At 57.8% G+C, this 20,634-nt stretch carries 17 protein-coding genes; 6 read left to right on the top strand and 11 right to left on the bottom strand.

Annotation, left to right across the window (positions count from 1 at the left end; translation table 11 throughout):
* The first annotated feature begins 84 nt into the window (after positions 1–84).
* On the top strand, positions 85–1,023 hold the full coding sequence (locus GSQ93_RS27365) for a LysR substrate-binding domain-containing protein (RefSeq protein ID WP_158938747.1): 939 nt from the start codon (positions 85–87) through the stop codon (positions 1,021–1,023).
* Between the two features lie 116 nt (positions 1,024–1,139).
* Here GSQ93_RS27365 and GSQ93_RS27360 read toward each other — a convergent pair whose 3' ends face one another.
* From GSQ93_RS27360 to GSQ93_RS27315, 10 genes are all read right to left on the bottom strand, one after another.
* Entirely contained in the window at positions 1,140–2,753 is a 1,614-nt protein-coding gene (locus tag GSQ93_RS27360) for a Na/Pi cotransporter family protein (RefSeq protein WP_301952090.1), read from the bottom strand.
* A gap of 126 nt (positions 2,754–2,879) precedes the next feature.
* On the bottom strand, positions 2,880–3,626 hold the full coding sequence (locus GSQ93_RS27355) for an ABC transporter permease subunit (protein WP_254074075.1): 747 nt from the start codon (positions 3,624–3,626) through the stop codon (positions 2,880–2,882).
* A 37-nt stretch (positions 3,627–3,663) separates the two neighbouring features.
* A complete protein-coding gene (locus GSQ93_RS27350) occupies positions 3,664–4,542 on the bottom strand; it encodes a 2-aminoethylphosphonate ABC transporter permease subunit (RefSeq protein WP_158938744.1) in 879 nt (292 codons plus the stop codon).
* A complete protein-coding gene (locus GSQ93_RS27345; RefSeq protein ID WP_254074074.1) occupies positions 4,535–5,692 on the bottom strand; it encodes an ABC transporter ATP-binding protein in 1,158 nt (385 codons plus the stop codon). The genes GSQ93_RS27350 and GSQ93_RS27345 overlap by 8 nt, the downstream gene beginning before the upstream one ends.
* The gene (locus tag GSQ93_RS27340; protein WP_158938743.1) at positions 5,693–6,724 is read right to left on the bottom strand and encodes a 2-aminoethylphosphonate ABC transporter substrate-binding protein; all 1,032 of its coding nucleotides are present in this window, start codon (positions 6,722–6,724) and stop codon (positions 5,693–5,695) included.
* A 169-nt stretch (positions 6,725–6,893) separates the two neighbouring features.
* Positions 6,894–8,342, bottom strand: a complete 1,449-nt coding sequence (gene phnY / locus GSQ93_RS27335) for a phosphonoacetaldehyde dehydrogenase (protein ID WP_158938742.1) — start codon at positions 8,340–8,342, stop codon at positions 6,894–6,896.
* 67 nt (positions 8,343–8,409) lie between these two features.
* On the bottom strand, positions 8,410–9,672 hold the full coding sequence (phnA, locus tag GSQ93_RS27330) for a phosphonoacetate hydrolase (RefSeq protein ID WP_158938741.1): 1,263 nt from the start codon (positions 9,670–9,672) through the stop codon (positions 8,410–8,412).
* A 20-nt stretch (positions 9,673–9,692) separates the two neighbouring features.
* Entirely contained in the window at positions 9,693–10,868 is a 1,176-nt protein-coding gene (locus GSQ93_RS27325) for a 2-aminoethylphosphonate--pyruvate transaminase (RefSeq protein WP_158938797.1), read from the bottom strand.
* A 370-nt stretch (positions 10,869–11,238) separates the two neighbouring features.
* Positions 11,239–12,009, bottom strand: coding sequence for a DeoR/GlpR family DNA-binding transcription regulator (locus GSQ93_RS27320; protein ID WP_158938740.1), 771 nt, complete (start codon positions 12,007–12,009; stop codon positions 11,239–11,241).
* A 144-nt stretch (positions 12,010–12,153) separates the two neighbouring features.
* Positions 12,154–12,840 carry a TetR/AcrR family transcriptional regulator gene (locus GSQ93_RS27315; RefSeq protein ID WP_158938739.1) on the bottom strand — a complete coding sequence of 229 codons (687 nt, stop codon included), beginning with the start codon at positions 12,838–12,840 and terminating at the stop codon, positions 12,154–12,156.
* 97 nt (positions 12,841–12,937) lie between these two features.
* On the opposite strand from GSQ93_RS27315, the gene GSQ93_RS27310 reads away from it, so the two are divergent.
* On the top strand, positions 12,938–13,513 hold the full coding sequence (locus GSQ93_RS27310) for an NnrU family protein (protein ID WP_158938738.1): 576 nt from the start codon (positions 12,938–12,940) through the stop codon (positions 13,511–13,513).
* 123 nt (positions 13,514–13,636) lie between these two features.
* On the opposite strand, the gene GSQ93_RS27305 is transcribed toward GSQ93_RS27310, so the two are convergent.
* Positions 13,637–14,377: an SDR family NAD(P)-dependent oxidoreductase gene (locus GSQ93_RS27305; RefSeq protein ID WP_158938737.1), complete on the bottom strand. Its 741-nt coding sequence runs from the start codon at positions 14,375–14,377 to the stop codon at positions 13,637–13,639.
* Between the two features lie 224 nt (positions 14,378–14,601).
* On the opposite strand from GSQ93_RS27305, the gene GSQ93_RS27300 reads away from it, so the two are divergent.
* The 4 genes from GSQ93_RS27300 (at position 14,602) to GSQ93_RS27285 (ending at position 20,327) form a co-directional block, all read left to right on the top strand.
* Positions 14,602–15,492, top strand: a complete 891-nt coding sequence (locus tag GSQ93_RS27300) for a LysR family transcriptional regulator (RefSeq protein WP_158938736.1) — start codon at positions 14,602–14,604, stop codon at positions 15,490–15,492.
* A gap of 268 nt (positions 15,493–15,760) precedes the next feature.
* Positions 15,761–17,440 carry an ABC-F family ATP-binding cassette domain-containing protein gene (locus tag GSQ93_RS27295; RefSeq protein ID WP_158938735.1) on the top strand — a complete coding sequence of 560 codons (1,680 nt, stop codon included), beginning with the start codon at positions 15,761–15,763 and terminating at the stop codon, positions 17,438–17,440.
* 474 nt (positions 17,441–17,914) lie between these two features.
* Entirely contained in the window at positions 17,915–18,211 is a 297-nt protein-coding gene (locus GSQ93_RS27290; protein ID WP_158938734.1) for a hypothetical protein, read from the top strand.
* 457 nt (positions 18,212–18,668) lie between these two features.
* Positions 18,669–20,327: a peroxidase family protein gene (locus tag GSQ93_RS27285; protein ID WP_158938733.1), complete on the top strand. Its 1,659-nt coding sequence runs from the start codon at positions 18,669–18,671 to the stop codon at positions 20,325–20,327.
* Positions 20,328–20,634 lie beyond the last annotated feature (307 nt).

The following is a 20,634-nucleotide window of genomic DNA, read 5'->3' as shown; positions in this document are numbered from 1 at the left end:
GATGCATCTGATACGGATGAATTATGGGAAACATCGATGTATAGTGAAAATACAAATACTTCTGTTGAAGTATTCAGGAAATCTATGCGACTCACTCAGCTACGATCGTTTTATGCCGTCGGCAAGCACGGCAGCGTGACAGCCGCCGCGCGCGCACTGCATGTCAGCCAGCCGACTGTCACAACGCAGGTCCGAGCGCTTGAAGAAAGCTACGGGGTAGAGCTATTTCATCGCAGCGGCCGTCGGATTGTGCTGACAGCGGCTGGCGAGACCTTGTTCGCAATCGCCCAGCGGATGTTCAGCAGCGAACAGGAGGCGATCGACTTCTTGAAGGAATCGGCGGGCCTGGGCACCGGGACCATCCGCGTGGGTGCGGTTGGGCCACTGCATGCAATGGAGATCGTCGCGGCGTTTCATCTTCGCTACCCGGGATTACACGTATCGATCCGGCTCGGCAACTCGGAGGAAACTGTGCGCGGCTTGCTGTCCTATGAAACGGATGTCGCAGTGCTTGCACAATACGGCGCCGACCCGCGGCTTCAATACGTGCCTTATCGACAGCATCCGCTAGTCATCATCGTTCCGGTAACGCATCGGTTGGCGCGCCGGCGACGCGTTACGCTTGAAGAACTTCGCAACGAGCAGATGATCATGCGCGAGCCAGGCTCCACGACGCGCAAGGCGCTTGAAGACGCGCTCCGGCAGCATGGTATTGAGCCTAACTTCGCGCTCGAAGTAGGCAGCCGGGAAGCCGTGCGCGAAGCCGTCATTCTTGGGCTTGGGATAGCGGCGGTGTCGGAGCGCGAGCATATTGATGACTCGCGGCTGCGCAAGCTGTCGATCGACGGCGAGCAGGTGGTGACGCACGCGCATGTCGCCTATCTCGCCGAGCGTAAAGCCGCGCGGCTCGTGCAGGCTTTTCTCAATGTGGTCGACCAAGTGCTGCTCGATAAAGACGCCGGGCAGCCGCCCGCTAAGCGCATTTGCGTGGCGGACGGTCGACCCGCCGAAAACTCCGTTTGAGACAGCAACCCACCATCGCCCTGACGGCCGTATTTCGGGCACAGAACGCAGGCGCCATCGTAGCCCCGACAATCGGGAAAATTGGACTAGAGATACGCTGAAATGCCGCTCTTGCCTTAGGCTTGCGAAGCCTCCCTTTGCAAAAGCGGATAGGCAATGGCGCATACGTGCGAGTGAATCCGCTTTAGATCACGCAATATATCCAGATGCAAAGTACTCGAGGCAATGCTGTCGAGTTTTCCTTCGCGCAACCGCTCAAGGTGCTTCTCCTTGGCGTGCTGTTCAAGCTGTCGAACAATTTGTTTGTCTTCCAGCAAACGCTCGGCCGTCCGCGGACTGCTCGTAACGAACAGCGCCTGAGCTCGATGAAAGCTGTCAATCACGGAACGATGCAACGCCAGCAATTCCTCGGTTCCTTCTCCTGAGAACCGCAAGTTTCCCTTGATTTTCTTCTGCGCAAGTTCCATCAAGTTCTTGTCGACGATATCGCCGATATGTTCGAGATTGATCACGAACGTCAGGATAGCGGACGCCCGTTGATTGTCCTCGATGCTCAACTCCTCGCGGGTTATCCCGGTAACGTATTGCTTGATGGCCTCATGAAGCACGTCGACCGCATCGTCACGACGAATGATCTCATTCACCGCGCGCCGGTCTTCAGCAATGAGCACTGGAACGCTGCGGCGCAGCATCTCCTCGACAATATCCCCCATATGAATAACTTCTCTCGTAGCACATGCGAGCGCTTCGACCGGTGAGCCCAGCAAAGAGGGGTCAAGATGACGTGGCGCATCCGGGTGAGTGTCGCCGGCACGCTGCGGCAGCATTCGTTCGAGAAGCTTTGAGACCGGGCCGAGTACCCCGATAAACAGCGCGGCAATGAGCACGTTGAGACCCGTGTGGAAATTGGCAACAGTTCGTCCCGCATCGCCGGGCACGCTGTCCAGAAAACTGGCGACCGGTACGCTCATTGACAACAGCAGAAGACAAACGCCACCACGTAATAGCAAGTTGCCGGCAGGGAGACGCTTGCGGCTCAGGTCGTCGCCCTTGGCCGCTTCGAAATAAGGATTCAGCGCGCTCCCAATGTTGGCGCCGAGTACCATGGCCACCACCGTACTCATCGGTACTGTGTGAACGCTAGCGAGCGACATCACGAACAGCACGACCGGAATGCTCGAATGTGCGGCCCATGTCAGCAAGCAAGCGACGGCAGCGTTCAATATCGGCTCGCCGGACAATGCGCCAAGGACCGTGCGCAATTCTGGCGCAGTTTCCGCGGGCCGCATGGTCGCAACAAGTAATGTGAGTGCCAGCAACATCAACCCCAGGCCAATAGACGCCCGGCCGATATCGCGGTTTCTGGAGCCCTTGCCTCTTTCGAAAAGCGCCATGCCGATCAACAGGCAAGCGGGCGATATCCAACTCAGATCAAGCGAAAACGCCTGAACAATCAGCGTTGAGCCGACGTTCGCGCCCAGCATGATGGCCAACCCCGTCACGGGCTTCATCAAGCCGCGGGCCGCGAACGATGTCGCAATCATTCCGGTAGCGGTGCTGCTTTGCAACGCCCCGGTGATCGTCAATCCGGCAAAGAAAGCGTTGAAGCGATTGCCAAGGCTGTGCGCCATGAATTGCTTCAATGAGGCTCCGAATGCCCGCATCAACCCGGATTCGACCATATGGAGGCCCCACGTAAGCAGGGCGACGCCACCGGCCAGGTGCAGCAAGACCAGGATCAATTTAGTCCTCCATGAGCCGAGTGGCTTAGATGTCAGGGTTTAAGGGACCGCGCACTTTGCTTAGTGCGTGCGGATAGTTTGCGTCTCGGGTTCATGCAATCCTCTCAATGACACTTACCCCCTCACCGTCGCTTTGTTGGCGATACGAGACAAGCCCATCAACACGATCAACGTCGCCGCACCAAGAATCATGGTCAGGGTCGCGGAATCGAAGATGGCACCGCGATCTGACAGCGAAAAGATACCGACCGGCAGCGTCACCCACCCCGGCGGGTAGATCATCAAGGTTGCACCGAGTTCGCCCATCGACATCGCGAAACTCAAGCTAAAAGCTGCGATGAGATACGGCGCGAGCAAGGGCAGCGTCACGTGACGCAGGCGATAGAAAGGCCGTGCGCCAAGACTCTGGGCAATGTGTTCGAATTCCGGCGGCAGGCGCGTGAGACCCGCCGAGACATTGCCGTAGGTGAACGCCGAGACGAGTAAAAAATGCGCGATGAACACGATCAGTGCCGTGCCATTCAAAAGCACAGGTGGCTGACTGAACGCGACCAGCAGGCCAAGTCCAATTGACACTGACGGCACGGCGCTGGGTATGAAGAACACGACATCGAGAATCCGCTTGGGAAACCCCTTCATCGCCCGCAATGCCAATGCGGCCCACGTCCCGCTCACGAGAGCCACCACACTTGCTACCACCCCGGTCAGGACACTGATTTTCAACTGACTGGCCGACTCCGCCCTGAAGGCTTGAGCATAGTGCGCCAGCGTTAAATGGGTCGGCAATATGTCGTTCCACTGACCACTAATGCTCGCAAGCGCGATCATGCCTATCGGCAAACCGTAGACAATGCCAAACATGACTCCGAGAACTATCCAGGCAAGAACTCGCCCCCATTTAGCCCATACCAGCACGGCGACCTCCGCAATATGCAATGACCATCCGATAGACAGCGTAAAGACCCAGCGACAACGCAATGTTGACGACCGCGATAACGCAGGCGGTGGTGTAGTCAAACTCCTGGATGGCTTTGTCGTACACGAGCAGCGGCAACGTGATGACGTCTTTGGCGCCAATGAACAGCACAATGCCAAATTCATTGACGGTCAGAAGGAGGCACAAGCTACCGCCGGCAATCAAGGCGGGTAATGCGGCCGGCAAGATAATGCGCCGCACGATACGCCAAGGGCGTGCTCCAAGACTGCTCGCAACCTCGATTTGCGACGGATCGATCAGCGAAAAGCTGGCGAGTAATGGCCGCATCACAAAAGGCGTGTAGACAGTAATCTCCGAAAGGATGACGCCCCACTGTGAATAGAGGAAGTTGAGCGGAGGTAATTCCAGATGCAACAGGTGCATCAGTGACTGGTTGAGCAAACCAGCCGATCCGTAGATGAACGTGAACGCGAGTGCGACCAGAAAGGTAGGCAGCGCGATAAAGGTATCGATCACGCGAGCGATCAGTTTCGCGCCCGGAAATGGGATGAAGGCGATGATCACAGAGAAAATGAAACCCAGCACGAGACATCCCGTCGACGCGCTTAGCGCGATGGTAATGGTGTGATAGAGGCCGCTCAGAAACTGGTTCGAACCGAGGACGCTGGTGAAGTGCGCAAGCGACAGAACATGATCTTCCCCTACCAGCGCTTCGCGCAAGATCAACGCGAGCGGGTAGAAGAACAGCACCACGAGCACCAGCAGCGGGGGCGCGATCCAGTACTGGCGCTGCGGCGAATGGTCTGCACGGGCAGACGGTGCTACAGCAATATCAGCCATGAGCAACCTGCTCCGGAACAAGGGTAACGTCCGCTGGATCGAAGTGCACGACAAGCTCCGTGCCCAGCGCCGGCGGATCGGAAAGAGGATTGCAGGTGAGGCGCACCGTTTGCTCTTGTACCTCCAACGCGAGGCTATGAAGATCGCCCTGCCACTGGACGGCCCGCACGATCCCCGTCAAGGTGTTCCCTCCCGCGCCGCCCGGCTGCAATCGCAAGTCGTGTGGGCGTATGCACACCAGGCTGTCGCTACCGTCAGGCAGGCAGTGGTGATTGCGTCCGCGCAGCGGGGTTTCGCCGAAGCGTACGGATGCAAAACCAGGCTCGGCCGATTGCAACGATCTTGCCGGCAGGATATTTGCACGTCCGAGAAATTCAGCGGCGAACCGGTTTGGCGGGTGACGGTATAGCGATTGCGCATTACCGAATGCAACCAGCTTGCCATCACGCATGATGCCAATGTGATCTGCCAGGGTCAGCGCTTCAGTCTGGTCGTGCGTCACATACAACACGGTCAGCGAGGGCAGATCACGATGCAACTTGGCCAGTTCGTCCAACATTGAACGGCGAATCTGGGCGTCGAGCGCCGAGAGCGGTTCATCAAGCAACAGCACTTGCGGGCGGATCGCCAATGCACGAGCGATCGCGACCCGTTGCTGCTGACCGCCCGAGAGTTCCCGCGGATAGCGCTTGCCGTAAGCCGTCATCCCCACCAGACGCAGACATTCGGGAATACGTTCACGGATGACTTCAGCGCTTGCACCGCGTGCACGCAGCCCAAATGCAACATTGTCTTCAACGCGCATGTGGGGGAACAACGCATAGTTCTGTACCACCATGCCAATGTTGCGTTCATACGGAGGAAGGCGAGTCACATCACGGTCGCCAATAATGATTCGTCCTCCTGTCGGTTGTACAAAACCCGCCACCGCACGCAGTGCGGTTGTCTTCCCAGAGCCTGATGGCCCGATGAGCGCGACAATCTCACCGGGCTTCACAGTAAGGTTCAACGCGTCGAGGATGACTTGATCGCCATAGGCGACCGAGACATTCTCGAATCCGATGCCGCTCGCACCGGGAACAATGCGCGAGGCGGGGGCCGACACGCGCATGTGCGGCCCTTGCGTCATGATGGTGCTGTTAGTGGCCATTTAGTTGCTCGAGATCGCTTGGTTGTAGGCGGCAATGTCCTGCTTCATATCTTGCAGAACCTGATTCCAGTCGGGCGTCCAGATGTTGACGCCTTCGAGCATCGCATTAAGCGTCTTGAAATTTTCATCTGCCGGGTGCACATCAGTGCGCACGGGGAAGCCATACGCGACCTCGCTCACCTGTCTTTGCGCCGCCTCGCTCAGCAGAAAATCGATCAGCTTCTTGCCGTTTGCCGCATGGGGTGCACCATTGACGAGACCGATGTCATAGGGCAGCGAAAAGGCCGTTCTCTTGCCATCTGGACCGACGGGGAAAAATACGTGGATGTTTGGGTTGTCCCGCATCTGCGCCAGATTCATTTGCATATCACCGTTGGCCACATACAGCTCGCCCTTGTTAACCAGCGCAGTCAATTTCCCGGTTGACGCAGAGGGTCCAAGATTGTTGATTTGCAGCTTTCGCAAATAGGCGAGTCCAGCTTGCTTGCCATCAAACGAATGAAACGCCTGCAGCATCAGCGCCGTACCGTCGCCGGCCTGACCGGGCGTCGAGTACTGGATTTTCTGCTTGAATCTGGGGTCCAGGAGTTCCGTATACGTCTTCGGCGGAGCCTTTAGCGCCGACGCGTTGTATATAAAGTCGGGATAGTTATCGACCATCGCGACGTAAAATCCCTTCGCATCTTTGTCTCGCGCGTCAATCTTGTCCGCGCCCGCTGGGGTGTAAGCCTGCAGCAGGCCGTCCGCGGCCGCTTTCTGCACGAAGGGCGGTATGGTGACAAGAACATCGGCTTGGGTGTTTGATTTCTCCTTCGCGAGTCGATCGACGACACCGCTAGAGCCCGCTTCAATATATTGGACCGTGATGCCCGTCGCTTTGGTGAACGCCTCGAACTGGTTTCCGAGCCAGCTAGGAGAACCGTCGTGGAGACCGTCTGCGCTATAAATCGTTACCACATCGGATTGGGCAAGAGCCGGGCTTGCGGCTGAGACCAGGATGCACGCCGCCACCGCTATCAATTTCGCTTTCATGTTCATCCTTGCAGGGGTTGGTACACAGGGGATAGCACTCGGCATCTCTATGCTTAGCTATCCTATTTTTAGACAGGGGAAAGCGGTCACGCATCCTGCATTCACCTGGCCTCACACGCGAAGCACTCGCCATCTGGCAACAGCGGATGCCAAAGTCGCGTCTATGACCTCAAGCCCATGGAATTGACCACGTACGGACGTTGGTGAAACTCTTCATTGCCTCGACAATCCCTTCTTTGTAGCCGTTACCAGAGTCCTTGATGCCGCCAAACGGTGACATCTCGATTCGATAACCTGGAACTTCCCAGATGTTCACCGTGCCAACTTCGAGTTCTTTGACAAACCGGGTGATGTAGTCGAGGCGATTGGTGCAAACACCGGAAGAAAGTCCAAATGCCGTCGAATTCGAAATTCTGATTATTTCGTCAAGCTTGTCCGGCACTCGAATGATCGGAATCACCGGTCCAAAAGTCTCCTCCCGTACCAGTTCGCAATCGTAGGGCACGTGATCAACCACGGTCGGTGCAAAGAGCGCTCCTTTATGCGGTGCGCCGTGCAATACCTTGGCGCCCTCTCCAACCGCATCCTGTACGCGCCGCGCAAAGAGCGCCGCTGACGTTTCATTGATGACCGTGCCTACATCGACCGTCGGATCCATGGGGTCGCCCGACTTGAGTTTCTTTGCCTTGGCCAGAACCAATTCGACAAATTCGTCGGCCACGCTCTCTACCACCAGAATGCGCTTGACCGCCGTGCAACGCTGACCGGAGTTTTTAGTCGCGCCCTGAACAGCGAGTTCGGCTGCCTTGTCCAGGTCGGCGTCCTCCATGACAATGAGCGGATCGTTGCCGCCGAGTTCCAGCACGACGCGGCGGTACCCTGCTTTATCCGCGATATATTTCCCGACCCTGACCGAACCCGTAAACGTGATGAGGTCGCAATCGGGATCGGTGATCATCGAGTCCCCCATGGTGCGTGGATTACCGGTCACCACACTCAGCATCTCGGGTGGCAGCCCCGCTTCGTAAAGCACATCGGCCAGTGCGAGGGCCGTGAGTGGCGTGAGTTCTGTCGGCTTGAGCACGAGCCTGTTATTGGTGGCGATCGCCGGAGCGAGCTTGTGGCTCACCATGTTCAGCGGATGGTTGAACGGGGTGATCGCAGAGACCACACCCAGCAGCGGCGTACGGGTCGTGAAGATTTGACGGTTCTTGCCGTTGGGGCTGACATCGCAAGCATAGATCTCGCCGTCGTCCTTGATCATCAGCTGAGCCGCAAACGACCACACATCGTAGGCACGGCTTGCCTCGTAGAGCGAGTCCTTCCAGCACAGACCCGATTCGGCGGTGATCAGCCGGGCGAAATCCTCCTTGCGATCACGCAGTATCTCCGCTGTGGTCTGAAGGATTCGTTGACGCTCGAAGCGGGTAAGCTGTGGCCGGAAAGCACGTGCCTTTGCGAAAGCCTCGCGCACATGTTCGGGCCGGCCGGCTGGAACGGTACCAACTACTTCGTTGTTGTACGGATTCAAAACCTCAATGACTTCGTCAGTGGTAACGAGCTTGCCTGCAATACGCATGGACTCTTGACGAAACGCGGGCTTGGTCAGGACGTTCATAAATCACCTCGGTCGATCGAACCTGCTTCACGGATCGTGAAGACAGGAAAAAGGGAATGCCCAAACCTCAGGAAATTTGCTTCAATACGATATGGTTCAAGGCGATAGCGAACACGTCGTAGTTCCGCGGTTCGCGGTCCGCCGGCCAGTCGACTCGGCGGTTGACAAGCAATGGCACGGTCTGTTCGGTCAGGCCGCCATGCGAACGCAACGGCTCGGTTAGTCCCGACAGATCGTGCCGCGAAGCGCTAGTGCCGAACACCTTGTGGCGCGTCGCAAGAACCACGACATCGCCAATGCGATCGGCCGGTAGTTCGAAGCGCTCACAGGCCTCTGCGTTCGATATCGCCAGTTCAACGCCTTCAACGTCCCGCAGGCGGTTGATGACTGCCAGCGTATCGGCGGACTGCGGTAGATAGACAGTGGCGAACGAACCCAACGCGCCGTGATGAGCAACGTACGGATCCGTAATGGGCAGGATCACCCGGGCTTTGTCGTGGCCCAGCCAGTCATCGAAGATGTCCTGCAAGTAGATGACGTCCGGGGACCCGTCCGGCTTGTGTTTGTCATTCATGCCGTGGTCGGCTGTCAACGCGAGCACGCAGCCTTCTGCTTCCAGAAGTGCGACATATCGATCCAGCATTGCGTAGAACGAATTCGCGTTCGGTGTGCCGGGCGCCGCCTTGTGTTGCACGTAGTCGGTCGTCGAAAGATACATGAGATCGGGACGAAACGCCCTCAGCAGCTTGACGCCAGCAGCAAAAACGAACTCGGACAGATCAGCCGAATAGACTGTCGGCAGCGGCTTTTCGATAAAGGCCAGGAGATCGTCGATGCCGTTTTCCTCCAGCGTGGCCTTGTCTGCTTTTTCCGCGGAGAATGCGATCGCCCGGCCCGTTGAGAAGTCGAGGCCTTTGCCGAGCAGCGTGCGGAGTTTGTCCTTGGCCGTAACTACCGCCACTCTTGCACCGGAATCATGGAAAGCCTGAAACAGGGTAGGCGCGCGCAGAAAACGCGCCTCGTTCATCATTACTTCCTGGTCAGTGGTCCGGTCATAAAAATAGTTGCCGGCAATGCCATGGACCTGTGGCGGACGCCCCGTGATGATCGAAATGTTGTTTGGATTCGTAAAGCTCGGAATCACGCATTTCGCCAGCAGGTTCGCGCCATTCTTCATGAGGCGATCAAGGTTGGGGGCAACGCCCGCTTTGATTGCTGCTTCAATATAGCCGGGCTCGGAGCCGTCGAGACAGATAACGACAGTGGGAACTTGCGGGACGCGGTAATCGCGGCCATTTACAGAGATGGCAGAATTGTGAAGCTCAGTCATGAAGGTATCCTGATTATCTGTTAAGCGGCTTTGGTGGACGCGCTGGTCACACTCGCCACACTCGTCACACTCATTTCGTCGAGTACCTCACGGACAGCCGCGAGTGCGTCGCGCATCTGGGCCTCCCCCAGGCGACCGATGCAACCGATCCGGAACGAATCGGCGACGGTCAGCTTGCCGGGATAAATGACAAACCCGCGTTCCTTTAGTCCATCGTAGAAATGCTGGAAGATGAAACGGGGATGGTCGAGCATGTGAAAAGTGACGATGATCGGTGCCTGTAAATCCGCCCGCAGGAGCGGCTTGAATCCGAGTGCCGTCATGCCCTCGAGCAGGATGCGGCAGTTGTTCCTATAACGGCCGCCTCGTCCCGGCACGCCACCCTCAGCCGTGAACTCTTCGAGCGCCTGATGAAACGCCACGATGACATGGGTTGGCGGTGTGAAGCGGTACTGCCCCGTCTTTTCGAAGTTCGCCCATTGATCATGGAGATCGAGAACGAGCGTCGTCGCATTGCCTTTGGTTTGCGCGAGTGCGTCGCGCCTGCAGATGACAAACCCAAGTCCGGGAACACCTTCGATGCACTTGTTTGAGGACGCCGCCACCGCGTCGGCATGAATTCCTCGTGCGTCCAGAGGAAGTGCGCCGAAGGCACTCATCGAATCAATGAGGTAGCTTTTTTTGTACAGCGCCGCGAGTGCGCCAATCTTCTCGATTGGGTTGAGGATGCCCGAAGTTGTTTCGCAATGTATGGTGAAGATATGCGTAATGGCGGGGTCCCGCTGCAGGATAGCCTCTACCTCCCGCAAGTCCGGCGGTGCATCTTCGGCGGTTTCATGTACCACGGTTGCGCGTCCGGCTATATCCAGGATGCGCTTCGCCCGTTGCCCATATGCGCCGTTGATCAAGACAAGAACCTTGCCTTTCGCCGGTACGAAACTGGTCAGCATGGCCTCGACAGCAAACGTGCCGGAACCCTGCATTGGAACTGTTACATAGTCATCCTTACCGTTTGCGATCTCGCAAAGACGCGTCAGGACCTTTTTGTTGATCGCGACGAAGCTCGCGTCGCGTGACCCCCAGTCGTGCACCATGGCCGCTTTGACCGTACGCGACGTCGTTAGTGGGCCAGGAGTCAGAAGTAATGGATCGCCCGTTTCGGAGGCGGCCGGCCTGGCATATGCGGAATGAGTCATTGGATACCCGTCCAGTATTGGAGTGATCGGCGATTGGCGCGCAGTAGTCGTTGCTCGCTTGGAAATCACTTTAGGATAAGCAACAAAAACAGTCAAGTCGCCACAATATGCCACATCGATATATTTTTTTGTTCCCGCCGTGATCGGTACCAAGAGGCCCGTGGCAGTAGGCGTGTGGCCTTGATTCGAAGGGGGATAGTGCTTACCCGTACGAGGGGTTTTTCGACGTTAGTACGACAACGACTCCAGAAAAGGAGTCGGAAGAGAATGATGTGGCAACGGCTGGTCGCAACAGATCACACACGCTCAGGCGGTATCGCCCGGTCGGGCTGGCGAAGCAGGTTGGTATGAGTTTCGTGTCCAGCAGGGTTTAGGATCGCGCAACGATCACCTGCCAATGTCGATCCGCCAGTGCCTGCGAAAGCGACTCTGGCGGCGACTGGTCGACGATCAAACCGGCTATCTGGGGTACGGGTGCAATCAGCACGGGCGTGCTGAGTTCAAACTTGGTGTGATCGGCGAGGACGTAGGTCTTTTTGCCGACCATCATCATTGCATGCCTTTGCTCGGCTGCCAGCCGCGAGTAGTCGGTGAGCTCGCCCTCGGGCGAGATTCCACTGACACCGAGAAAGACGAGATCGACTCGAAAGTGCGCAAGCGCCGTGATTGTCTCAACGCCGAACGCCGCTTCGTCGCTAGCGGAAACTTCACCTCCCAGTACGATCACCTTCATGCCGGGTGAGCGGCACAAGAGCAGCGCGATAGGCAGACTATTGGTGATGACAGTGAGATCGTTGAACGCGGCCAGCGCGGCGCCCAAGGCGAACGTTGTCGAACCTGAGTCGATCAATACGACCATCCCGTCACGCACCAGGGTAGCGGCCTCGCGACCTATCGCAGCTTTGCCTGCGGCATTCGCAGCCGCACGTGTAGCAAGCGATGGTTCGTCCATGGGCCGGCGCGCGGCACCGCCATGCACGATGCTCGCGCGGCCCTGCGTCGCAAGCGCTTTGAGGTCGCGACGGATCGTTTCGCGCGACACGCCCAGCCTGCCGGCAAGGTCGGCGACGCTGACGAAGCCGTCAGCGTCGAGGGACTGCACGATTTGGTCTACGCGACTGATAGCGAGCAGGCGATTCATAAAAGCCAAATGTGGGCGAAGTGGTTTGATGTAGCATTTTGTGGCAATTTCAGCAAGTATTCCTTGCGCCATGATTGGCAACAGCCCCGCGCCGAGCGAATCGCGTGATACCCGCGTCAAATGGCGACGTGACGACACGCGTTTTCATCTTTCCTGACCCGCAAGCGGGTCGATACTTCTCAGTTGGCCGCCGCCCGCATTGAGGATGACATCGAGCAGCGCCATTGCGTCCATGCCTTCCGGCAAGCTACGGACCATGCCGTCGAGCCGCCCGTCGATCTGTAGCATGGCGAACCCATGAACGAGTGCCCAGGCCGTGACGACCCGCGCCGCGCCGTCCGTGGACTGAGGGACATCGGGCCCTTGTAGCGCGCCGACAGCTCCACGCAGCACTGACAATGCGTCGCTCATCGCTTCGTGCAAACCCGGTCGTTCAAGGTCGAGGCGTTCGCTACGAAACATCAGCATGAAAAGACCCGGAAACTGCGTCGCGAACTCAACGTAAGCATGCCCTTGGGCGGCAAGCCGTGCCTCGGGCGTGGCAGCCGCGGCGGCGGCATCGAGTAGCCGACGCTCAAAGCGCCGGAAACCTACGGCGGCCAAATCACTGAGCAACCCGGTCACATTGTCGAAGTGGTTCTTGGGCGCGGCGTGAGAAGCGCCGGCCTCACGCGCAGCGGCTCGCAGCGTGAGCCCGCCGATGCCCTCGCGAGCGAGGATGCGCTCGGCCGCTTCCAGCATTGCCTCACGCAATGCGCCATGGTGATACGGACGCTTGGTCACGTCGGCCGCTTCGAATAACGCTCGTTTGCTGATCTTTTTGATAGTCATCTGGTTTCGCCGATGTTGACGCCGTCAATTTTAGCTTGACGAACACAAGTACAGCATCTACCTTAAATGTTGCCATCGTCAACATTTGATCAAACCCATGACAATCTTCATTGCAGGTCTGCTGGTTTTCCTCGGCATTCACTCCGTCTCTATCGTCGCGCCAAGCTGGCGAGACGCGCAAGCCGGGCGGATGGGCGAGAACGCGTGGAAAGGGCTGTATTCGCTTGTATCGATCGCGAGTTTGGTCGCGATAATCTACGGTTACGGCATCGCGCGACAGACGTCGGTCATGGTTTACGTACCGCCAATACCGCTGCGGCATCTCACGTTCTTGCTCATGGTGCCGGTGTTTCCCCTGCTGATCGCCGCTTATTTGCCGGGCCGCATTAAACGCCTGTCCCGGAACCCGATGCTGCTCGCCGTGGTTTTGTGGGCGGCGGCACATTTGCTCGCCAACGGTACGCTGAACGATCTGCTGTTATTTGGCGGTTTCCTCGTCTGGGCGGTGGCAGACATGATCTCGGTCAGCCGGCGCGCTCACGTGCGCCCAGTGCCGGGCGCGCCGGCTTCGGCCATGAACGATGTGATTGTCATCGTCGCCGGGTTGGGGCTGTACGTGTTCGTGCTGCTGTGGGCGCATGCACGCGTGATCGGCGTGTCGCCGCTCGGCTGAGTGCACGCTCGTTTTGTGGTGTGCTCATATCCTTTTCCTTCGTTTGCTTAATAGTTCGTAGTTCCAACTAAAGTACCAACTTATGCCAGGCAAAAGGACCGCGTTCCGGCGGCCCTTAGGATCTCAGACCTGGCCTATGCCGCCGTCGACCATCAGGTCCGCACCCGTCACGTACGAACTCTGGTCGGACGCCAGGAACAGCACCGCGTTGGCCATTTCCTCAGCCCGCGCGAGTCGACCGATAGGAACCATGCCTTGGTACATGTTCACCAGATACTCGCGTGTCTCTGTCTGAGAATCGAGAATCGGGGTGTCGGTTACGCCAGGGCTGAGCGTGTTGACGCGAATGCCGCGATCCTTGAATTCCGCGGCCCACGTGCGGGCATAGGAACGCAATGCCGCCTTGGTCGCCGCGTAGGTGGTGTGGCCAGCAACGCCCATCACGTGCATGGCCGACGAGACCAAAACAATCGATCCGCCCGCTGTCATCAACGGCAACAACTTCTGCACCAGGAAGACGGGTCCGCGCGCCATGAGGTTGAATGTCTTGTCGAAATGCTCAGGCGTCAGGGTGTCGATAGAAGCCTGCTCCGTAAAACCCGCGTTCGACACGATGATGTCGACGACACCTTTCTTCTCTCTTACTTCTGCAGCGACGCGGTCGAGGTCATCGAGATTCGAGGCGTCAGCCTGGATGGTGGTGACGTTGCGTCCAATCAGTTTGGCGGCCTCGTCGAGCTGTGCTTGCCGACGGCCGAAGATAAAGACGTGAGCGCCTTCGGCGACAAACCGTTGCGCGATAGCTAAACCGATACCGGTCGTTCCGCCGCTAATGACGGCGATCTTGCCTGCGAGAGTGGACATTGAACCCTTCTGTCTGTTCGTGAATGACAGAAACAGGATAATTGCCGCCGCCAATAATGATAATCAGCAGATTTTTCATAAGATCTATTCTTCAAGAGAGTTGGTCGAGGGTTGTCACCGTGACGTCATTCCTTCAGACCCTGCGTTGTGTACTATCAGGGTCATGCCAAAACCACTGACAATCACGCAGTCCTGTGGACGATTGATTCTCTGGAAGACTATAAATGGATCGTTTTCATGAATTGGCCGCGTTCATCGCCGTTGTCGAAGCGGGTGGGTTTTCCGCCGCGGCGCGTCGGACCGGTGATTCTCAGTCCTCTATCAGTAAGGCTATCGGCGCGCTTGAGAAGCGTCTTGGCGTCGTGCTATTCAACCGAAGCACGCGAAGCGTCACCCTGACGGACCAGGGGCAGCACTACTATGATCGGACCAAGCCGCTTGTTGACGAGATGGATGAAGCGGACAGTGAACTGACAAGCAGTACGCATGCTGTCTCGGGTTTAATCAGGATCGCTGCATCCTCTACGTTCGGCCGCCTTCACGTTCTTCCACTCATACCCGACCTTTTGTCACTCAATCCCGGCCTTCAGGTAGATCTTGTTCTTTCGGACTTCGTGCGAGATATGGTTGACGACCGGATTGATCTGGCGATCCGGGTGGGCCCCGTCAACGAGCCTGACGCGGTTGTCAGGCGTGTGGCCAGCACCCCCCTCGTATGCGTCGGATCCCGTCGCTACTTCGAGCAACGCGGGATACCGAAGACCCCCGCCGATCTCGTTGATCACAATTGCCTTTTATATGGCGGCCTGACCGAGTCAGCCAACTGGCCGTTTGTCGGACCAAAAGGTCGATTCAGCGTGCCCGTTCGTGGAAATCTTTCGTCCAACAGTGTCGAAACAATCCGCGCCGGTGTTCTGGCCGGTGTTGGAATTGGCCTGTTCGCCAAGGTCTCGCTTGCCGATGAACTCCGGCATTCGGACGTGATCCCGGTTCTCGAAGAATTTATAGTCGATGTCAGAGACGTAAGCCTCATCTGGCCAAAACGTCGATATGTACCGGCACGCGTGCGACGTGCGACTGACTATTTTGCTACGGCCCTCCCGCAGCGCGTTTAGGAAGACGAATTCAATCGGCGCACTGAGCGACATTTTTTAGCCGATGTGGGCATCGGCTAAAGCTGACAGGCAAAATCCGGCCAGCAGCCGTGACTCATCGTCTGTTCCTGGCCCCACATCCTGAATGCCCGGTGCGCCAATACCCGCCTCGCTTTGTGGCCGATGGACGCCGTAAAACGCAAGCGCCTCTCCTCTCGTGCAGCCAGAAAAGACTCAGCCTTGCACTTCTGGTCGGCTATCATGCCAATCCTCTTCGAAGTAGCTCCTTATGATTTCCGTCCGTAATGTCACGCTCCGCCGTGGCGTCAATGTCGTACTCGACAACGCATCCGTCACCTTCACCCCCGGCGAAAAGATTGGCCTTGTCGGCCGCAATGGCGCCGGCAAGTCGTCCTTCTTCGGCCTTTTGAACGGCTCGCTGCACGAAGATGGTGGCGAATTCTCGATTCCCGCCGCATGGAAGATGGGCCAGGTCGCGCAGGACATGCCTGAGACCGAGCAGAGCGCGACCGATTTCGTAGTCGACGGTGACACCGTGCTGCTGGCCGCGCAGGCCGAAGTAGCGGCCGCTGAGGCCGGCGACGATGGCATGCGCATGGCGCACGCCTACATGGAACTGCACGACGCTGGTGCACACGACGCCCCCGCACGCGCCGAAGCGCTGATCCAGGGCCTTGGCTTCAGTGCTGAGCAGCTGAGCCAGCCGGTCAATAGTTTCTCCGGCGGCTGGCGCATGCGGCTGCAACTGGCGCGCGCGCTCATGTGCCCGTCCGACTTGCTGTTGCTCGACGAACCGACCAATCACCTTGACCTCGACGCACTGGTCTGGCTGGAAGCGTGGCTCAAGCGCTATCAGGGAACCATGGTCGTGATCAGCCACGATCGCGAATTCCTCGACGCGGTGACGCAGGTGACGGTGCACGTCGACAACGCCAAGCTCGTGCGTTATGGCGGCAACTACAGCAAGTTCGAGGACATGCGCGCCGAGCAGATGCTGTTGCAGCAGGCATCGATGGCCAAGCAGGCGGACAAGATCGCCCACCTGCAGAAATTCATCGACCGATTCAAGGCCACGGCCTCAAAGGCGAAGCAGGCGCAGAGCCGGGTCAAGGCACTCGAGCGCATGGAGAGAATCGCACCGGTGCTTGCCGACGCAGACTTCACCTTCGAGTTCAAGGAGCCGCTCAACGTCCCGAACCCGTTGTTGTCGATGCTTGACGCGAGCTTCGGCTACCCGGCGCCGGACGACGCACCGCAGGACACGCCGCCCACGGTCATCGTGCGGGGTATCAACCGATCCGTGCTGGCCGGGCAGCGCATTGGCATTCTCGGTGCCAACGGCCAAGGCAAGTCCACGCTGGTGAAGACGATCGCGCACGAGCTGGCGCCGATTGCCGGCGAAATCAGCGAAGGCAAAGGCCTGAATATCGGCTACTTCGCACAGCAGGAACTCGACGTGCTGCGTCCTCTCGACACGCCGTTGGAACACATGATCCGCCTTGCCAAGGACACGCCGGCGAACATGCGTGGCCCCGGCCAGAGTGGCACCGAACAATCGCTTCGCACCTTCCTCGGCACCTTCAACTTCAGCGGTGACATGGTCCATCAGAAGGTCGGCACGATGAGCGGCGGCGAAAAGGCGCGGCTCGTGTTGTGCATGATCGTGTGGCAGCGTCCCAACCTGCTGCTGCTCGATGAGCCTACCAACCACCTCGACCTGGCCACACGCGAAGCGCTAGGCATGGCACTCAACGAATTCGAAGGCACAGTACTGCTGGTCAGTCACGACCGGTCCCTGCTGCGCGCGGTATGTGACGAGTTCTGGCTCGTCACCAAGGGCGGCGTCGAGCCCTTCGACGGCGATCTGGACGATTACCAGCAGTTCCTGCGCGACGAAGCCCGTCGCATGCGCGAGCAGACTGCCGGGGAGCAGACGGCCATCGCTTGAGTTAACCCGTTGGCAGTTTCAGTCTGGAAGCTGCCATAACGCCCGCGCGGAAGGAGGCAATCATTTTTAGCTGGAATGATGCCAATGATCCCGTTGCGCTTTTCTAGTCGATTGAAAAAGGGAGCCCGCTTCGGCGGGCTCTTTAGTTCGTTTAGGCGCTCAACATGCCTCCCCGAAGGCACGGACTCCAGGTCCGACGTTTTCGCCGAGATCGCTGGCCAATGCGGATAGTTTGTGACTAAGCAGTTGTACCGAGCACACATTTAGTGTCAGGGGCGTTGCCGAAAAGGGTGCACGCTCCCGCTGCACTGTGCATTAATATTTTGTTGGTTTATGAGCCTTTTCGCAGCCGCTCTAGCAAGCAGAGATGTGTTCGTCGATCTGGCGACCGGTGCCAAGTTTGGATTATGACTTTGGAGCACGATCAGACGAAACGAATTCCAGGGGATATGCTCATAGCTAAACGAGGATTTAATGGAAAGCGAACATTGTGCTGAGTTCTTTCTTGCGCAGGCGCTGGATGGACTAGTGGCGCATATAGGCGTGACCGCCTACTCGATTCTAATGATTATCTGTGCCGCGAAAACATATGGATCCCCGACGTCGAACCTGACGCTTGAAGAGATAGCAGAATTGGCCGGTAAGAGTGTGGAGACGACCAGAGTTGCGATCGATGTGCTGAAGAAATTTAACCTGGTCGCTGTAGAGCGCCAAGGTCGCAGTAACAGGTACCAAATATTGCCTGCTCAGAGACGTTTGCTGCTCCGGTAAATCACGCCATGTGATCGGAACCCTGCCAGCCGCGTTGATGATTTGTTAGTCGCGCGGAGATTCCGTAACGCATCTGTGAGCGTGGTGCCCTATTTGAATTCATATTTGCGCACGCGTGTCCCCTTCCCATACTCGCATCCGGCAATGTTCGGAACCGCACAATCCCGCTGAAATTCCTTCCTTTCATTTACCCGTTAAAAACCTAGACTCAGGACAGTTAGTTTTTTCTGACAGATTTGTTTGAAACGAGTGATTAATAAAAGGGCTCTCGTTTTGCAGGCCGAAATAATTTAAAGAATCGATCGACTGAGACGGTAAGCGCACGAGCGTCGAGCAACGAAATCGGACGGATCGTTTGTGAATCATCTTAGCGTCGGAGTCCTGAACATTCGTCAGCGGGAATGTCTGCCGCTCGCGGAATTCCGGTATTGCACCCTATCTTGAAGGAACTCAGCTCATGACATCCGAACTTGCCCACGGTATCGCCGGAACACGTGAACAGAACTTCGTGCGTTTGTTACCGCCGCGAAATAGCACATTCGATGATGAGTCGCTGATCGCGGTCGCGAACCAGATGGATATTCCAGACGTTCCCAAAGACGGTCCCGATCCGGAAGAAAACCTGTATGTTCCCGCCGGTTATACCTACCTCGGCCAGTTCGTTGATCACGATTTGACATTCGATACGACGTCCACGCTGAACCCCGACGATTCTGCCCTGCCAACCAATTTGCGGACGCCAACACTCGATCTCGACAACGTGTACGGTTCCGGCCCTGCCGACCAGCCGTATATGTATGACGACGACGGCGCGACACTGCGCTTCGGCAAGACCGTCGACAACCCGACGAAAGACGATGTTCTGCGCGTGCCGGCTGTCCACGACACAAACGGTCATCTCATCGCAGAAGGACGCGCGATCATCGGCGATAAACGCAACGACGAGAATTCAATCGTCGTGCAGATTCAACTGGCGATGATCAAGTTTCACAACAAGGTGGTCGCGACACTCAAGCAGAACGGTGTCAGCGGCGACGCGCTGTTCGCGAGCGCACGAAACGAAGTCCGTTGGACCTATCAACGAATGCTGGTCGAGGATTACCTGCGCCGCATTGTCGAGGCAACGGTGTACGACGCGTTTGTCAGCGACTGGGAAGAGCGCGGCGACGGTGCGTACATCCTTTATACGCCGGAACTGCGCACCAATATTCCGCTGGAATTCGCCGGAGCGGCGTACCGCTTCGGTCATTCGATGGTACGCGTCGGCTATCGCCTGAATGAGCAAACAGCGCTGCCGATTTTCCTCCCCGCCGGAGAAAGCGTGTCGTCGCTAACGGGCTTCCAGCCGTTGCCCGGTGCACACGTGATAGACGACTGGGGACGTTTTTTTCCGGTGACATCCCGTCCTGAACTTGAGCCTGGCAAGCATCCGCCGAAGAACGTGGGAACGTCGCCCGCTCTGGCGACGGACCAGAAAAATACCTTCGTGCGCCTCCAGTTCGCGTACAAGATCGATCTGAATCTGACCGGACCGCTCGACGACCTGCCCGCGCGTATTTCGGGTTTCGATGACGGCCCGGCATCGGGCATCAAAGGCCAGGCGATGCCCGCGCTTTCCCTGCTCAACCTGCGACGCGGCAACAAATTCGCGTTACCAAGCGGGCAGACCGTGGCCAAGGCGCTCGGCGTCGAATCGCAAACCGTCACTCGGGCGGGACTCAAGGTTCGCAGCGCCGCACAGGGCGATGGTATGTGGATGTTCGTCGATATGGCGAGCTTCCTGGACCAGACGCCACTGTGGCTCTTTGTGCTAGCGGAAGCCCAGCGCAAGATCGTCGACAAATGGGCGGACCCGGGCGGCAACAACGGAAAAGACGTTGCCGAAATTGCATTTTTTTCGGAGGGCGAAGGCGCACTCACTCAACTCGGTCCCGTTGGCGGACGACTCGTGCTCGAAACCTTGTTTGGTGTGCTTGACGCCGACCCGCGATCGTTCCGCAACGCCGCGCCCTCCACATGGAAGCCGCTCGTGCTGGCAAACACGAATGACGCCCTCACGTTCTCCCACATTCTTACGTGGACCGGCCTTACGTTGACCGACGGTTTCGGCAAATAGGCAGTCCAAACGATCGATGCAACGATCGACAGCAACGACCGTGCGGACAACCGCATCACGATCTTCGCGCGGGCGGGGCGTTGACTTGCCGACTTGCGAGGAGAGACCTGTTCGGCGTGAAGCCCGGTTCTATCGCGTTGATGCATAGCCGTGGATTCTCGCGCGCGAGCGCCATTGTCGCGGCGAGGATGCATTGCCTGGACGTCGCGTAGGCATCGAAGCCCGGATTGCTCGAGCCGCCAGTTCGAACGCAGCAAGTCGACCGATGCCTGATGTCGGTCCCGTGACGATGTACGCCTTGCGATCG

This window comes from Burkholderia sp. S171, from assembly GCF_009766085.1.
In the GTDB taxonomy this organism is placed as follows: Bacteria; Pseudomonadota; Gammaproteobacteria; order Burkholderiales; family Burkholderiaceae; genus Caballeronia.
The sequence above is the reverse complement of the archived record's forward strand: the minus strand, read 5'-3'. Positions and strand labels throughout refer to the sequence as shown.

Excerpts from the sequence above, each read along its gene's own strand:
- GSQ93_RS27365 (WP_158938747.1), top strand. The coding sequence starts at position 85 with ATGCGACTCACTCAGCTACGATCGTTTTATGCCGTCGGCAAGCACGGC.
- GSQ93_RS27355 (WP_254074075.1), bottom strand. The coding sequence starts at position 3,626 with ATGTTTGGCATTGTCTACGGTTTGCCGATAGGCATGATCGCGCTTGCG.
- GSQ93_RS27350 (WP_158938744.1), bottom strand. The coding sequence starts at position 4,542 with ATGGCTGATATTGCTGTAGCACCGTCTGCCCGTGCAGACCATTCGCCG.
- GSQ93_RS27345 (WP_254074074.1), bottom strand. The coding sequence starts at position 5,692 with ATGGCCACTAACAGCACCATCATGACGCAAGGGCCGCACATGCGCGTG.
- GSQ93_RS27340 (WP_158938743.1), bottom strand. The coding sequence starts at position 6,724 with ATGAAAGCGAAATTGATAGCGGTGGCGGCGTGCATCCTGGTCTCAGCC.
- phnY (WP_158938742.1), bottom strand. The coding sequence starts at position 8,342 with ATGAACGTCCTGACCAAGCCCGCGTTTCGTCAAGAGTCCATGCGTATT.
- phnA (WP_158938741.1), bottom strand. The coding sequence starts at position 9,672 with ATGACTGAGCTTCACAATTCTGCCATCTCTGTAAATGGCCGCGATTAC.
- GSQ93_RS27325 (WP_158938797.1), bottom strand. The coding sequence starts at position 10,868 with ATGACTCATTCCGCATATGCCAGGCCGGCCGCCTCCGAAACGGGCGAT.
- GSQ93_RS27320 (WP_158938740.1), bottom strand. The coding sequence starts at position 12,009 with ATGAATCGCCTGCTCGCTATCAGTCGCGTAGACCAAATCGTGCAGTCC.
- GSQ93_RS27315 (WP_158938739.1), bottom strand. The coding sequence starts at position 12,840 with ATGACTATCAAAAAGATCAGCAAACGAGCGTTATTCGAAGCGGCCGAC.
- GSQ93_RS27310 (WP_158938738.1), top strand. The coding sequence starts at position 12,938 with ATGACAATCTTCATTGCAGGTCTGCTGGTTTTCCTCGGCATTCACTCC.
- GSQ93_RS27305 (WP_158938737.1), bottom strand. The coding sequence starts at position 14,377 with ATGTCCACTCTCGCAGGCAAGATCGCCGTCATTAGCGGCGGAACGACC.
- GSQ93_RS27300 (WP_158938736.1), top strand. The coding sequence starts at position 14,602 with ATGGATCGTTTTCATGAATTGGCCGCGTTCATCGCCGTTGTCGAAGCG.
- GSQ93_RS27295 (WP_158938735.1), top strand. The coding sequence starts at position 15,761 with ATGATTTCCGTCCGTAATGTCACGCTCCGCCGTGGCGTCAATGTCGTA.
- GSQ93_RS27290 (WP_158938734.1), top strand. The coding sequence starts at position 17,915 with ATGGAAAGCGAACATTGTGCTGAGTTCTTTCTTGCGCAGGCGCTGGAT.
- GSQ93_RS27285 (WP_158938733.1), top strand. The coding sequence starts at position 18,669 with ATGACATCCGAACTTGCCCACGGTATCGCCGGAACACGTGAACAGAAC.